The sequence below is a fragment of the Nonomuraea basaltis genome (assembly GCF_005893125.1).
In the GTDB taxonomy this organism is placed as follows: Bacteria; Actinomycetota; Actinomycetes; order Streptosporangiales; family Streptosporangiaceae; genus Nonomuraea; species Nonomuraea basaltis.
The window spans coordinates 15,213-30,012 of record NZ_VCJS01000157.1 but is presented as its reverse complement, the minus strand read 5'-3'; the positions used below and the strand labels follow the sequence as shown (position 1 = coordinate 30,012).

General features: G+C 70.7%; 12 protein-coding genes and 1 pseudogene. 2 read left to right on the top strand and 11 right to left on the bottom strand.

What is annotated here, in order from left to right; genetic code table 11:
* The 6 genes and pseudogenes from EJK15_RS47485 to EJK15_RS47460 form a co-directional block, all read right to left on the bottom strand.
* Positions 1–468: pseudogene (locus tag EJK15_RS47485) on the bottom strand (methylaspartate mutase); the annotation flags it as partial.
* Positions 469–475: 7 nt separating this feature from the next.
* Positions 476–970 (bottom strand): cobalamin B12-binding domain-containing protein, encoded by a 495-nt coding sequence (locus EJK15_RS47480; RefSeq protein WP_206061543.1) that lies wholly within the window; start codon positions 968–970, stop codon positions 476–478.
* A 1-nt stretch (position 971) separates the two neighbouring features.
* A complete protein-coding gene (locus EJK15_RS47475; RefSeq protein WP_138717048.1) occupies positions 972–1,916 on the bottom strand; it encodes a proline iminopeptidase-family hydrolase in 945 nt (314 codons plus the stop codon).
* A gap of 13 nt (positions 1,917–1,929) precedes the next feature.
* Positions 1,930–3,243, bottom strand: coding sequence for an activator-dependent family glycosyltransferase (locus tag EJK15_RS47470; RefSeq protein WP_138717047.1), 1,314 nt, complete (start codon positions 3,241–3,243; stop codon positions 1,930–1,932).
* Positions 3,243–4,454 (bottom strand): cytochrome P450 family protein, encoded by a 1,212-nt coding sequence (locus EJK15_RS47465; protein ID WP_138717046.1) that lies wholly within the window; start codon positions 4,452–4,454, stop codon positions 3,243–3,245. Before EJK15_RS47465 ends, EJK15_RS47470 begins: the two co-directional genes overlap by 1 nt.
* A 161-nt stretch (positions 4,455–4,615) precedes the next feature.
* Positions 4,616–6,172, bottom strand: a complete 1,557-nt coding sequence (locus EJK15_RS47460; RefSeq protein ID WP_138717045.1) for an MFS transporter — start codon at positions 6,170–6,172, stop codon at positions 4,616–4,618.
* A gap of 63 nt (positions 6,173–6,235) precedes the next feature.
* Between EJK15_RS47460 and EJK15_RS47455 the strand changes: the two genes are divergently transcribed.
* Together EJK15_RS47455 and EJK15_RS47450 are read left to right on the top strand one after the other, a co-directional pair.
* Positions 6,236–6,859 carry a TetR/AcrR family transcriptional regulator gene (locus EJK15_RS47455; RefSeq protein WP_171074941.1) on the top strand — a complete coding sequence of 208 codons (624 nt, stop codon included), beginning with the start codon at positions 6,236–6,238 and terminating at the stop codon, positions 6,857–6,859.
* Between the two features lie 19 nt (positions 6,860–6,878).
* Complete coding sequence (locus EJK15_RS47450) at positions 6,879–7,208, top strand: P-loop NTPase family protein (protein ID WP_138717043.1); 330 nt, start codon at positions 6,879–6,881, stop codon at positions 7,206–7,208.
* A 53-nt stretch (positions 7,209–7,261) separates the two neighbouring features.
* Here the strand turns inward: EJK15_RS47450 and EJK15_RS47445 are convergent, their stop codons facing one another.
* The 5 genes from EJK15_RS47445 to EJK15_RS47425 form a co-directional block, all read right to left on the bottom strand.
* Complete coding sequence (locus tag EJK15_RS47445) at positions 7,262–10,042, bottom strand: ATP-binding protein (protein ID WP_138717042.1); 2,781 nt, start codon at positions 10,040–10,042, stop codon at positions 7,262–7,264.
* A 756-nt stretch (positions 10,043–10,798) separates the two neighbouring features.
* Positions 10,799–11,110 carry an enoyl-CoA hydratase-related protein gene (locus EJK15_RS47440; RefSeq protein WP_206061542.1) on the bottom strand — a complete coding sequence of 104 codons (312 nt, stop codon included), beginning with the start codon at positions 11,108–11,110 and terminating at the stop codon, positions 10,799–10,801.
* Positions 11,094–12,887, bottom strand: coding sequence for an acetyl/propionyl/methylcrotonyl-CoA carboxylase subunit alpha (locus tag EJK15_RS47435; protein WP_138717050.1), 1,794 nt, complete (start codon positions 12,885–12,887; stop codon positions 11,094–11,096). Before EJK15_RS47435 ends, EJK15_RS47440 begins: the two co-directional genes overlap by 17 nt.
* 51 nt (positions 12,888–12,938) lie before the next feature.
* Positions 12,939–13,169 carry an acyl-CoA carboxylase subunit epsilon gene (locus EJK15_RS47430; protein ID WP_138717041.1) on the bottom strand — a complete coding sequence of 77 codons (231 nt, stop codon included), beginning with the start codon at positions 13,167–13,169 and terminating at the stop codon, positions 12,939–12,941.
* Positions 13,166–14,737 (bottom strand): acyl-CoA carboxylase subunit beta, encoded by a 1,572-nt coding sequence (locus tag EJK15_RS47425; protein WP_420847143.1) that lies wholly within the window; start codon positions 14,735–14,737, stop codon positions 13,166–13,168. The genes EJK15_RS47430 and EJK15_RS47425 overlap by 4 nt, the downstream gene beginning before the upstream one ends.
* Between the last annotated feature and the right edge of the window lie 63 nt (positions 14,738–14,800).

The window sequence follows — 14,800 nt, the reverse complement described above, 5'->3', positions numbered from 1 at the left end:
GGCCAGCAGCTCGCAGCCGCGGGCCCAGTGGTCGACCGCCTGGTTCAGCGGGATCCGGCTGTACGGCAGGCAGTAGGAGACCGGGCCGCCCTCGGTGGCGTCCAGGCCGACGTCCAGCAACGCCTCGAAGATCTTCCCGGGGTTGGCCGAACCGTGCCGCACCTGCACAGGAAAGGTGGCGTCCCGCACCCCGCGCAGCAGCTCTCGGTTGGCTGCGACGCCATGGCTGACCAGGGGGTACCCGTTGAGCGCGGCGCCGGAGGCCAGCGCCGCGGCCGCCGAGTCCAAGTCGCCCACCCGGGTGTAGCTGTCCACGGTGATCGTGCCGGCGGTGGCCGCGCGGGCGCGTTTCGTGGCGAGCAGCCCGGCGCGCATGGTCGCCACGTCGCCGAACCCCATCCGGGGTTGCACCACCAGCTCGCCGCTCGCGGCGGTGTCGGCCACGAAACCGCCGAATCCCGCGGCCACCGCGGACTCAGCCGAACTGGACCGGCGCCCGCGCCGCAGCGTCGTCCGCCGTCCAGGCCACCGTGGCGGCCAGTGTCCTGAACTCCTCGAGGTCTTCCGGACCGCGATCGAAGACCCGGTCACAGCCGGCCGCGGTGAGCTCGCCGGCGAGGCCGTCCTCCCGCCGCCCGGTCACCCCGAGGCGGCCGCCGATCACGATCGGGACGTCGGCCAGCTCCGGCCGGGCCCGCAGCTTGGGGACGACCCGCAGGCCCTCCCGGTACCCGTGCCCGTTGACGGTGCTGATCACCACGAGGACGGGGCGCTGGTCCACACACTCGGTGACCAGCAGCTCGTCCGGGACGCACGGGCCCAGGTTCACCACGTCCAGGCCCTCCTCCTCGCAGACCAGTTGCAGGAAGACCAGGTTCCAGGTGTGCGAGTCGGATGCCACTCCGCTCACCAGGGCGCGCGGGCGGCCCTTCCGCGGGCTCGGGTTCGGGTCGGGCAATATGCGGCTCACGTCAACTCCCTGTCGCGGCGTCGCTTGCGCGGGTCCCCGGATGGGTCCCGTGAACAGTGGCGAGGTAGGCCAGCAGCACTTCCCGGAACCGGTCGGGTTCCTCCAGGTGCGGGAGGTGGCTGGAGTTCTCGAGGATCTCCCAGTGGGAGTCCGGGATGAGGTCTCGGAACGGGCGGACGCTCTCCGGGGTCGCCTCATCGTGCCGCCCAGAGATGATCAGGGTCGGCACCCCGATGGACGGCAGCAGCTCCACGACCGACCAGTCGCGCAGCGTGCCGACGACGTGGAACTCGGTCGGCCCGTTCATCGTGTAGTAGACGGTCGGGTTGTTGTGCATCTCCATGAAGGACGCCCGGTACTCCCGCGGCCACGGGTTCACCAGGCACACGTACCGGTCGAAGAAGACGCGCATGGCGTCGAAGTAGGCGCGGCTGTCGGTGGTTCCTGTGGCCTCGTGCCGGGCCAGCGTCTCCTGCACCTCCCGCGGGAGCGTGGCGCGCAGCCGTACCATCTCCGCGCGCCAGGTGGGCATCGAGGCCGGCGAGTTCGCGATGATCAGCCCGCGCAGCCCGCGCGGGCGGGTCGCGGCGTGCGCGGCACCCAGCATGCCGCCCCAGGAGTGGCCGAAGATCAGGTAGCCGTCGGCCACCCCGAGCCGCCCGAGCAGGTTGTCCAGCTCGTCGAGGAACAGCCGCACGGTCCAGAAGTCCGCGCCCTTCTCCGGCAGGTGGGTGGAGCCGCCGTTGCCCAGCTGGTCGTAGTGGATCACCGGCTGGCCGGCGTCGCTCAGCTCGCACAGCGGCAGCAGGTAATCGTGCGTGCTCCCGGGCCCGCCGTGCAGCACCACCAGTGGCGGGCGCCCGCCGGACAGGTCACCGCTCACCCGATACCAGGTGCGGTACTCCCGGAACGGCACGGTGCCCTTCGCGGTCGGCCGTCGACTCATCTCAACCACCCGGTCACCGCAGGGCGCGCTCGGCCACGCCGAGGTCCCGTATCGCACCGGGGTCATCCCCTGACGTGCCCGCGCGATCCATCGCGACCAGGCGTTCCAGCCGGGGGACGAGCTCCGCCGGGGTGGGCTCCGTGAGCATCTCCCGGCGCAGCCGGTCGGCCGCGGCCCGCGGGCCGGGCTCGTGCACCAGCGCCGCCACCGAGTCCCGGAAGCCGCGGGCGTCGAGCTTCGGCGGCGGGATGTAGACGCCGGCACCGTAGTCGGCCAGCCGCCTGGCCTTCACCGGGCAGTCCCAGGTGTTCGCAACCATCAGCTGAGGCACCCCGTTGAGCAGCGCGGCGCTGAACGTGCCGGCCCCGCCGTGGTGCACCACCGCCGCGCAGGTCGGCATCAGCAGGTTCATCGGCACGAAGTCGACGATGCGCACGTTGCCCGGCACCTGTCCCAGGCGGGCGCGCTGCTCGGCGTCGAGCGTGGCCACCACCTCCACGTCCAGCTCGGCCGCCGCCCTCACCAGCTCGGCCGGGCCGATCGCCCAGTCGTGCAGGAAGTCGCCGCCGGTCCCGCCCAGGGTGAAGCAGACGCGGGGGCGGCGGGGAGGCTCGGCCAGCCAGGCCGGCATCACGGAGCGGCCGTTGTACGGCAGCGTCCGCATGCCTACCACCGGTGCCCCGACCGGCAGCCGCAGGCTCGGCGGCATCGTGGTGTCGATCGTGAGCCACCCTGTGGTCACCTCCTCGGTGAACGGGCGGGAGTACCGCGCCAGGGTCAGCGTCAGCCACTCGCCCACCGGGTCCTCCCAGTGCGCCCGCGGCTGCCGGGCACGCAGGTCCAGGAAGGTGCGGCGGGCGCTGCCCAGCACGTCGAGGCCCCACAGCGCCCGGGCGTGCGCCGCCCCGCATGCCTCCGCCGCGACCGCGCCGGCCAGCGTGAACGGCTCCCAGATCACCAGGTCCGGGCGCCATCGCCGGGCGAAGTCGACCAGCTCGTCCACCATCGCCGTGTTGTTGGTGGCGGCCAGCAGCAGCGGCGCGATCACCGTGTCGAAGTCCAGAGCCTGCTCCCAGGTGACCGGCTCGTCGCGGTCCTCGTGCACCTGGGGCGGGCCCATCGCCGCGGCCGGCCGCTCCCGCACCTCCTCCAGCGCCGGATCGGTGCCGACCGGGACCGCGGTCAGCCCCGAGGCGGTGATCGCGTCGGTCAGCGAGGGCTGGCTGGCCACCCGGACCTCGTGTCCGGCGGCGGCCAGCGCCCAGCCGAGCGGCACCAGGCAGTTGTAGTGCGAGGCGAGGGCGAACGAGGTCAGCAGGACACGCATCAGGTCTCTCCAAGCCCGAGCACGGGCAGCTCGACGGGGCCGCGCACCACGGGGGCGCGCCGCCGGTACACCGGCGCGCCGGACGGCCGCAGGTTCGGCCGCGCCTCGGCGAGAATCCGCAGCGCCACCTCGGCCTGCGCACGCACCAGCGGGGCGACCGGGAGGTGGTGGAGCCCGCCGGCGAAGGTGAGCGGCTCCGACTCGGCCTGCCGATCGAGGCGGAAGCGGTCCGGCTCCGGGTGCCGGGCCCCGTCCCGGCCCGCGGCCGCGCTGATCATCACCAGGTGGCTGCCCGCTGCCAGATCTGTCCCGGCCAGTTCGACCGGGGCCGCGGCCACCCGGATCTCCACCTGCACCGGCGGGTCGTACCGTAGCGTCTCCGCCACGGCCGCCGACGCCAGGTCCGGATCCCGGCACAGTGCCGCCCACCGCCCGGGCTCGGCCAGCAGCGCGTGGACCGCGTTGCCCACCAGGTGCGCTGTGGCCGGGACGGCGGCGGCGGACAGCAGCACCCGCACGGCCCGGTCGGGCCTTTCCGTCCCGTCCGGGGTCCCGGGCGCCCCGCCGAACAGCCCGTCGAGCCCGGCCACGGCGTCCTCTATCTGGCGGACCAGGGCCAGCGGCTGGGCGGCGAGCAGGGAGTCCGGCAGCGCCTCGGCGCCCGCGCAGCACTCCGCGTACCGTGGCAGCGCGGCGGCGGGAACCCCGAGCAACGCGCCGGTGGCGGCGGTCGCCACCGGCCAGGCGTAGTCGGCCATGAGATCGCCGCCGGCGACCCGGTCGAGGCGGGCCAGGCACTCCCGCTCGACGGTCTTGCGATGGGCGGCCAGCGCCTCCGGGTCGACCAGAGGCCGCCAGTGGGCGTGCAGCCGCATGTGCTCGTCGGCCTCGGCGCCCAGCGTGCCGTACCCGTAGAAGGGCAGCGGCTGCTCGGCGACCGGCGAGCCGTCCGGGCCCGACATCCGCCACCGCGGGTCTGCCAGAACCTCGGCGATCACCTCCGGGGCCGCGGTCACCCAGCTTCCGGTCGTGCTGTGGTAGATCGGGCCGCGCTCACGGATCGCGGCGTAGAGGGGGTAGGGATCGTCGGCGCCGCGCAAGACCAGGGCGTAAGGGTCGCCCAGGCTGCCCAGCACCCGCTGCGTGGCGCGGGCGTTGAGCAGGCGCAGTCCCAACTCGTAATCGGCTACCGGGTTGGCGCCTTCGGGCATGGTGCCTCCACCTAGCCGGCGATCGGATCGACGATCGCCACGGTAGAGGCGGACGTTCCCCCTAGATCAACCCCTAATGGACCTCGCCCCGGCCCGATGAACCACGTATGGGGGCCGGGGCAGCCGACAGGGGAGCCCGCGCACCTGCACCTGAGTGCACCTCAGTCCACCCCAGGCACCTCAGGCACCTCGGTCTCCGCGTGCTTGACGCCGGCGCGGCGCAGCGCGAACAGCGCGATGGCGGCCAGCGCCATCATGAGCGCCGCGGTCACGTAGAGCGGCACCTGCATGCCGAGGGTGAACGCGGCCCGAGCCGCTGCGGCGAGCTGGGCGCCCAGCTCGCCGGGCAGGTCGGCGGCGATCGCGAGCGCCGCCGAAAGGGTCTCGGACGCCGCCGCGGTCTCCGCTTCCGGCACCCCCTGCGGCATCGTGTCCAGCAACGTCCGGCTGTAGACGACGGTACTGATCAGACCCATGAGCGCGATGCCCATCGCGGTCCCCAGCTCCAGGCTGGTCTCCGACAGCGCGGAGGCCCGCGCGGACCGTTCCGGCGGCACGCTGCCGAGCACGATGTCCACCGCCACCGTGGCCACGATCCCGGTGCCCGCGCCCACCAGGATCATCCCCGGCACCAACACCGCCAGCCCGGAGTCCACCCGGACCTGCGACATGATCAGCAGGCCGACGGCCATGAGAAGGGGGCCGGCGGCGAAGATCGGACCGGGCCGGACCCGCTGCGCGAGGTAGCCGGCGACCACCGCGGCGACGATCACCCCGGCCCCGGCAGGCATCTGCCACAGCGCCGCAGGCAGCGGGCTCAGCATCAGCACCTGCTGCAGGTACGGCGAGGCGAGATAGGTGCCGCCGGTGAGAGCGAACATGACCAGCGCGTAGCCGCCCACCGCGGTCGCGAAGACCGGCCGCCGGAAGAGGCCGATATCGATCAGCGGGTCGGCCAGCCGGCGCTGCTGGCGCACGAACGCCAGGCCGAAGCCGACGCCCACGATGAGTGCGACGACCGACCAGATCGACGGCTCCTCCAGGGCCAGCTGCTTCAGTCCGTAGATCAGAGGCAGCACCGCGGCCAGCGACAGCAGCGCACCGAGCAGGTCGAAGCGGCCCTTCCGGGGGTCCAGGGACTCCGGCAGCAACATCAGCCCGGCGACCAGCAGCAGCAGCATGAACGGCACGTTGATCAGGAAGACGGAGCCCCAAGAGAAGTACTCCAGCAGGAAACCGCCCAGCGGCGGCCCCAGCACCACGCCTCCCGACGAGCCGGCGGTCCAGACGCCCACCGCCATCTTGCGTTGCCCAGGATCCTGGAACAGCGTTCGAATGAGCGCCAGCGTGGACGGCATCAACGTGGCGGCGCCGATGCCCAGCAGCACCCGCGCGGCGATCAGCAGCTCGGGCGAGGTGGCGTACGCCGCGGCGGCCGAGCCGACTCCGAAGACCACCGCGCCGCCCAGCAGTACCCGCCGCCGGCCGATCCGGTCGCCCAATGCGCCCATCGGTATCAGCAGCCCGGCCAGCACAAACGTGTAGATATCCATGATCCACAGCAGTTCGGCGCCGCTGGGCCGGAGCCCCTCGGTGATCCAGGGGACTGCGAGAAACAGGATGGTGATCGAGTTGGACAGCAAGATCACAGGAAGCGTGAGTACGGCGAGGCCGAGCCACTCGCGAGGTCCCGCGGCGGGGGGATTCATCTGCGCCATGCCGGGGATTATACATATACAAGCGTCTAGGACGGACGTATGGATGATGTTAGGATTGTCGTCATGGGAAATCGAGAGCAGCTCCTTGAGGGCGCGAAGCGTTGCATCGTGGAGCGCGGTTACGCGCACACCACCGCCCGGCACATCAGCGCCGCCTCAGGGGCCAACCTCGCCTCCATCGGCTATCACTTCGGCTCCAAGGAGGCGCTGCTCCGCGAGGCCCTCATCGAGATGACCCAGGACTGGACCGACCTGTGGCAGGTCACCGTGTACGCCGACGCGACCGACCCATTGGAGGGCTTCGAGAAGACCTGGATGCAGATCGTCGACAGCTTCAAGGAGAACCGTCCGCTGCTGGCCGCCAGCTTCGAGGCGCTCACCTGCGCCGAGCATGCGCCGGACCTGCGGGAGAGGCTCGGCCTCGCGCTCGCGTCGGCCGCCGCCCCGGAGGGGCTGGCCAAGCTGCTCAGCCCGGACGGGTCGCTCGACGAGGAGTCCGCACGCGCGGTGGGCCGGCTCTACCTCACCCTGCTCCAAGGGCTGATGGCGCAATGGCTGATCAGCCCCGAACTGGTGTCGGTGACCGACCTGACCGATGGGCTGCGCGTGCTCCTCCGCCAGCCCCCGATCCATCCGCGCCCGGTACGCGAGGCACTCGGCACCGCATCTTCGGCGAACAACAGTTGAGCTGATTCGGGGGACTCCTGTGTTCCAAAAGCCGCTATCGTCCATCACCGCGCCGTCCACCCTCGTCGACAACTCGGATATCCCGGACCACTGGACCGGCCGCGACCTGCTGACCTCGGTCATCCTCTGGTACGGGCTGGATCCGGTGCTGGCCGCGCAGCGCGCGGAAGAGCTGCTCGGCCCCTGGGATCTGGCCGAGGCGGAGATCACTCCGGTGCGTGAGTACTCCCCGGGCATGATCAAAAAGATCAGCCTGCTGGTCACCCTTCTGCCGGAACCGCAGCCACTGGCGTTCGACACGCTGCTGAGCGACGCCGACCACTCCTCGAGGTCCTGGATGAGCGCGTGATCAGCGCTCCGTTCCCCGAGCCGTCCGCCTCGGCTGACACGCGCCGCGATGCGTCATACGGGATACGTCTGTTTCGACGAATCCCGTACGCCCAGGGACAGCTCGGTCGGCAGGTCGGCGCGCCGCTTCACGTTGAGCTTCCGATACACCCGGGTGAGGTGCTGCTCCACCGTGCTGACCGTGATGAACAGGCGCTCGCTGATCTCCCTGTTGGTGTAGCCGAACGCGGCCAGCGCGGCGACGCGCCGCTCGGCGTCGCTGAGCGCCGCCGCCTCACCCAGGTCTCCGCCGCTGTCCTCCTCGCGCGGCTGCACCCGCGCGGACAGCGGGCCGGCCTCGCACGCCTTGGCGATCTGCTTGGCCCGCCGGACCATCAACCGCGCACGGGTGATGTCGCCGAGCTCCTGGTAGGCGTCGCTGAGATCCGCGTACGCCCAGCCGAGCTCCAGCAGGTCGCCGGACCGTTGCAGCAGTGACATCGCCTCCTGCAGCCTCGCCGGCCGCTGCCGCAGCTCGGTGACCGACGCCAGCAGCCGCAACGCCCGGCCGTGCACCCGCGGGTGGGTGCCGCCGGGTATGGACAACTGCTCCGTGATCTTCTGCCGCGCCTCCTCGACCGCGCCTATCTGCAGATACGTCCGGGCGATCGCGCAACGCCAGTCCACGAGCGCGGGAATGTCGAGGTCCCACTCGCGCAGTAGCTCACCGCACTCGTGAAAGTCGCCCAACGCCGCCCGCGTGCGGTTCGTGGCGAGGTAGTAGTCCCCTCTGGCCTGCAGGAAGAGCGGCCACAGCGTGGTTCGCGGCATGTCGTCGGGAACCCCCCGCTTGATGATCTCCGCCGCCTCGTCCAGGTCTCCCATGGCGACGGTGGCCCGCAGCAGCACCGTCAGCGGCAACCCGAGGATCACCCCCCAGCCCGTCCGCGACATCCCGCTCAGAGCCTGCCGCGCGTACCGCCGGGCCTCGCCCAGCTCACCGTGCTGCACGGCCAGCCACGACCGGATCCCGGCGAGGGCGGCCGTCCACCGTGAAAACCCGCGCGCCGCCCCCTCGGTGCCGAGTGACTCGCACCACCGCACCGCCTCCTGGTAACGGCCCGTATGGGCCAGGGTGAGCAGCGCGCCGAAGACCGCCTCCAGCTCCGCCTCGGCCAGGTTGCAGCTTTCCAGCAACTCCTGGGCAGCGCCGACAATGTCCTCCTCGGCCTTGCCCAGCAGCAGGTTGCTCAGCGAGAATTCCCGGCCGGCCGTGCCGTCCTCACCCGTCGGCCCGTCCGCCTCGCCCCCGACGAACATGGTGGGAAAGATCAACCGCACCCACTCCCGGGTGAAACAGAGCCGGGAATGCCCCCGGGACGGGGTGCCGCACGAGGGCGCCGTCCAGTCGTAGACCCCGGCCGCACGGCAGGTCCGGCCGTGCCACAGCAGATACCTGCTGAGGGCGCGGGCGTCCGCGGCGGCAAGCTGACCGCGCCCGAACGCGTCCTCCAGCGGGGCCAGGAAGCGCAGCGCCGCGGCGGGCCGATGGCACCAGTTCACCCGGGCCAGCTCGGTCAGCATCGCCGCCCTCGTCGCTTCGTCGTCGCAGATGAGCCGGGCCAGCTCCAGACAACTGATCGCTCGGTCCTGGTCGTCATGCACGAGCGCCGCCTGGGCGGCCTCGCGCAGCACCGCCACCATCCACGGCTCCGCTTCGGCCGGAGTGGCCGGACTGGAGGTCAGCAGGTGGTCGGCGATGTCCCCGGGCTCGGCGCCGAGCTGATACATGATCCGAGCCGCCCGCATGTACATGACGGACTGCCGGTCCGGGCTCAGATCCCGGAGGACGGCCTTACGCATCGTCGGATGCCGGAACTGGCATCCCTGCAGCAACCCCGCCCCGTCCAGGGCCTCCAGCGCGGGGAGCACATGGGCGGGCTTCACGCCGAGCAGTTGCGCCACCGAGCCGGTACTGGCCGAGCGCCCGAGCAGGGCGACGCCGCGGGCCGCGTCCAGGATCCGCGGATCCCATCGGTGCAGGCAGGACAGGACTGCTTGGTGGAGATGGCGGCCGACGCCCGGCTGGCAGCCCTCCGGCGACCAGCCACCCTGCGCCATGTCCCAGTAGTCCTGCACCATGGCGTGCAGGAGGAGGGGGTTCCCGCCGCTCAGCCGGTGGTACTCCGGGGCCAGCCGGACGGCGGGCTCGGTGCCCACCGTTTCCCGGAGAAATTCCTCCACCCCCGTCGGCGACAACCCGGCGACCCGCGCTTGAACGCAATTGGGTTGCCCGGTGAGCTCGGCGCTGAACAGGGGGTTCACCGAACGGCGCTGCGACAACGAGGTCACGGCCAGCAGCAGCGGAGCGTTCGCCATGCGCCGCTGGATGTAGAGCAGGGCCTGCAGGCTCGGGCCGTCCGCGTTGTGCGCGTCGTCGACGGACAGCAGGATCGGCTGTCGTTTGGTGAGCACCAAGAGGACCTCGCACAGCCGCGCCGCGACATGCGTGAGGTTCTGCCCGAGCACCACCGGGTCGGGCACCCCGGAGATCCCGTTGATCGGTTCCGGAACGAGCGTCTGCTCCACCTCGTCAGCGAACTCCGGAGGCAGCTCGGCAGAACGAAACAACTGTCCGAGAGTCCCCAAGGGAAACATTCGTTCCGCACGCGACCCGGCGCTTTTCATCAGAAGGAACCCGGCCGCGCCAGCCTCGTTGGCGCAGGCCTGCAGTAACGCACTCTTACCCGTGGCGCCGGAACCGGTCATCAACATGACTCCGCCGGTCCCGCCCAATGCCTTCTCTATAAGGCTACGGAAGTTTGCCAGTGCCTCTGCACGTTCGATGAGCTGCATGGCCTATGCCTCCAGCCGACCACCCTAGTCGTCGTTCTCGATCAGTTACTTTCTCTTTCCAGCGGATTTCAGCGATCCCCTCGGCGTCCTTCGTCCGAGAGAAGGGTTTGCAGGGCAGGGTGACACGCAGGGGACACGAAAGTATTCGGCCGCCCAAATTCTGACGTCGGGATGCTTGTGCGCGGCATGGCCGTCGCGGACGATGCATGGCGGGCCGGGGCGGGCCTCCCGCCGTTCCGGCGGCGACTCCATCGTGGCCGCCGCGAGCTTCATCTCGGCTACGAGGCATGCCGCCGACGCCACGGTCCCCTCGTCGGCGCGCCGCCCCCACCCGGTTCCGTCACGACGGTGTGGGGCAAGCCTCGATCCCCGCCAACACAATCCACCCCCGCCTCGCCGAGCGCGCGACACATTGCGCGCCCAGGCCATACGCCCCGATTCCTTGCCGTCTCTCTCCCGCACGTGCGTGCCCCCGCAATCCTCATCCTCCAGCATGTCATGCTGAAGGAAAGGCATAGAGTGCGATATTTGCCGGAGTATCAGAGATCCACTCGTCAACCAGCCTGTCAGGGTGGAGTCCGAAGGGGAGGACGATCCTCGGGGGCGACGGGGGACTCGTGACTATACGTATTGATGACATCGCCAATTGTCGGTGAACCGGACAACATGACGGCAGTATATGTTGATAGATCACCTCTCGACCCCTAACGGCCCCCCTATTTCCCTCTTGGATGAGTCAGATGGGACAACCGGTGGTTATGGTGTGAGTGACATGAATCTGCTCGCGATCAGCGACCTGCACACAGCGTTCACGGAGAATCGGGAACACCTCGGCGACCTGCGTCCCAGCCCCGAATGAACCGCGAGCTCCTTGAGGTCCTGCCCGACGCTGAAGGCGCGATCCCCCGTCCCTGTGAGCACAGCGACCGACAGGTCGTCGTCGGCCTCGAAGTCGTCCCATACCCGGGCCAGCTCCTCGTGCGTGGCCAGATCCATGGCGTTGAGGACCTCGGGACGGTCGAAGGTCACGTAGGCCACGCGCCCGCGCTTCTCATACCGGACTCGCAACGTCGGCTCCCCCGGGAATGGTGCAAACGGCGAAGCCCGTCCCGACCGAAGCCCCGACCTCGACGGCGAGGTCGCGAACCGTGCCGGTCCTGTGCGCGGTGAGCGGCTGCTCCATCTTCATCGCCTCCAGGACGACCACGAGGTCACCCTCCTGGACAAACTGGCCCTCCTCCACAGCGACCTTCACGACCGTGCCCTGCATCGGCGCGACGAGCGTCTCGCCGGACTCTGCGGTCGCGGCCTTCCTGAGGTCCCGCCGTCTGGGCCGTACGGTGGCTGGTCGCGCAGTTCGCGCCGGACGGAGACCGAGGTCGGCCGGCACAGAGACCTCCAGGCGACGCCCGCCCACCTCCACCACGACGGTCCCCCGTTCGCCCTGGCCGGCGGAACCCGCCTCCGGGCCGGCGAACGGCGGGATGGTATTGACGAACTCGGTCTCGATCCACCGGGTGTGGACGGAGAAGGGTTCCACCGAGCCCTTCAGCTCCGGGGCGAAGGACGGATCCGCCACCACGGCCCGATGGAAGGGAAGCGTGGTGGCCATCCCCTCGACCCGGAACTCAGCCAGCGCCCGGGCCGCGCGCCGCAGCGCCTGCTCGCGGGTGGCGCCGGTGATGATCAGCTTGGCCAGGAGCGGGTCCCAGGCCGGTCCGATCACGCTGCCGCTCTCCACCCCGGAGTCCAGCCGTACTCCCGGGCCCGACGGCGGGACAAAGGCTGTCACTACCCCGGGAGCCGGAAGGAAGCTCCGACCGGGGTCCCCTCCGTTGATGCGGAACTCCAGAGAGTGCCCGCGCGCCTCGGGATCGTCGTAGCCGAGGGCCTCGCCATCGGCGATGCGCAGCTGCTCGAGCACGAGGTCGATGCCGGTCACCTCCTCGGTGACCGGGTGTTCCACCTGGAGCCGGGTGTTGACCTCCAGGAACGATGTCGTCCCGTCCGCGCTGACAAGGAACTCCACGGTGCCCGCGCCGACGTACCCGGCTTCCCGGAGGATGGCCTTCGAGGCGTCGTACAGTTGCCGGATCTGCTCCGTTCTCAGAAAAGGAGCCGGAGCCTCCTCGACGAGCTTCTGGTGACGCCGTTGGAGGGAGCAGTCGCGCGTGGAGACCACAACGACGTTGCCGTGAACGTCGGCCAGGCACTGCGTCTCCACGTGCCGCGCCCTGTCGAGGTAGCGCTCCACGAAGCATTCACCCCGCCCGAAGGCGGCAACGGCCTCCCGCATGGCGGACTCGAAGAGTGCAGGCACCTCCTCCATGGTCCGCGCCACCTTCAGACCGCGCCCACCGCCGCCGAACGCGGCCTTGATGGCGATGGGCAGCCCGTGCCGCTCGGCGAACACCATCACCTCCGCGGCGTCGGCCACCGGACCGGGGGTGCCGTCGACCAGCGGGGCCCCGGCCCGCTCGGCGATCCGGCGGGCCGCGACCTTGTCGCCCAGGTCGCGGATCGCCTGCGGTGGCGGCCCGATCCAGACCAGCCCGGAGTCCAGTACCGCCTGGGCGAAGTCTCCGTTCTCGGAGAGGAATCCGTAACCCGGGTGGACCGCGTCGGCACCAGAGTCGGCAGCGGCCCGGAGCACCTTGGCGGTGTCCAGGTAGCTGGCCGCCGGAGTGTCGCCTCCCAGTGCGAACGCCTCGTCGGCCGCTCGGACGTGAACGGCGTCGCGATCTGGTTCGGCGTACACAGCGACGCTTCTGATCCCGGCGTCGTGGCAGGCTCGGATCACCCGGACGGCGATCTCGCCGCGGTTGGCGACGAGAACCTTGTGCAGCGCCACCGCAGCCTCCTTTCTGTCATGCTCTGTGCGATGTGGCGGCCATGCTCAAAAGAGCGGTCGCCACGCGGGATGGGACCGGGCCGCCCATGAGCGGGTGGGGACCGAGAGGAGCGGCGCGGCCCATCGGCTGGACACGGTGACAGGCCGGTCGCCGGCCTCGGGGACGCCGGCGGCCAGCGCCGTGGCGAGCACGACGGTGAGCGCGGCCAATTCGTAGGGGTCCGGATTCCCCCGGACGACCTGGATCGTCGGGGGCTCGGCGGGTGATTGGTTCACTGCGGCTGGTTCCCGTGCTTGCGGCTGGGCAGGGAAGCGTTCTTGGCACTGAGCATGGACAGGGCCCCGACGAGCCGGGCCCGGGTCTCGCCGGGCTCGATGACGTCGTCCACGAGACCCCGTTCGGCGGCGTAGTAGGGGTGCATGAGCTGCTCCCGGTACTCGGCGACCCGGTGCCGACGCATCCGCTCCGGGTCCTCCGCGGCCGCGATCTCCCGCCGGAAGATGACGTTGGCGGCGCCCTCCGCGCCCATCACCGCGATCTCGTTGGTCGGCCAGGCGAAGGACAGGTCCGCCCCGACCGACCGGGAGTCCATGACGATGTACGCGCCGCCGTACGCCTTGCGCAGGATCACCTGGATCCGGGGCACGGTCGCGTTGCAGTAGGCGTACAGCAGCTTCGCGCCGTGCCGGATGATCCCGCCGTGTTCCTGGTCGACCCCGGGCAGGAACCCTGGCACGTCGACGAGCGTCACCAGCGGGATGTTGAACGCGTCGCACATCGCGACGAATCGCGCGCCCTTCTCGCTGGCCTCGATATCGAGGACTCCGGCGAGCCTGGCCGGCTGGTTGGCGACGATCCCGGTCACCTGGCCGCCGAGCCGGGCCAGGCCGCAGATGAGGTTCTCTGCCCACCGCTCGTGCACCTCGGTGAAGTCGCCGTCGTCCACGATCTCCTCGATCACGTGGCGCATGTCGTAGGAGCGGCGGGGGTCAGCGGGGACGAGGTCGAGGAGCCGGTCGGTGGGGCGGTCCGCCGGATCGCCGGGCGGCAGCGCAGGGGGCTGCTCGCGGTTGTTCGACGGCAGCAGCGAGAGGAGGTAGCGGACCTCCTCCAGGCACTCGGCCTCGTCGTCGTGGACGAAGGCCGCGACGCCCGAGGTTGTGGCGTGCACGTCGGCGCCGCCGAGGTCGTCGTAGCTGATGGTCTCGCCGGTGACGGACTGGATCACGTCGGGCCCGGTGATGAACATCTGCGAGGTGTTGCGGACCATGAAGACGAAGTCGGTCAGCGCGGGGGAATAGGCGGCGCCGCCGGCGCAGGGGCCGAGCATGACGCTGATCTGCGGGATGACCCCGGAGTTGCGGACGTTGCGCTGGAAGATCCCGCCATACCCGGCGAGCGCGGAGACGCCCTCCTGGATGCGGGCCCCCGCACCGTCACACAGCCCGACGATCGGGGCGCCCGCGGCCTCTGCCAGATCCATCAGCTTGTGGATCTTCGCCGCGTGCGCCTCGCCCAGCGCACCGCCGAAGATCCTGAAGTCGTGCGCGTAGACGAAAACCGTGCGCCCGTGCACCGGCCCCCATCCTGTCACGACCCCGTCGGTATAGGGACGGCGGTCCTCGAGGCCGAAGCCGCTGGCCCGGTGCCGTCGCAGCCCGTCGATCTCGGTGAACTCGCCTTCGTCGAAGAGCAGAGCGATGCGCTCGCGGACGGTCAGCTTGCCCCGCGCGCGCTGCTGTTCGGTAGCCCGGTCGCTCGGGCCGCGCCGGGCCTGCTCACGCCGTTCCCGGAGGGCGCGGACGGCGGCTCGCGCGTCCGGTTCCGGCTCGCTCTCGGCCACGTCCCACTCTTCGGGCGCATCCAGCTCGGGAGTGAACGAAGCGTTTATCTGGACAGCTGTCAT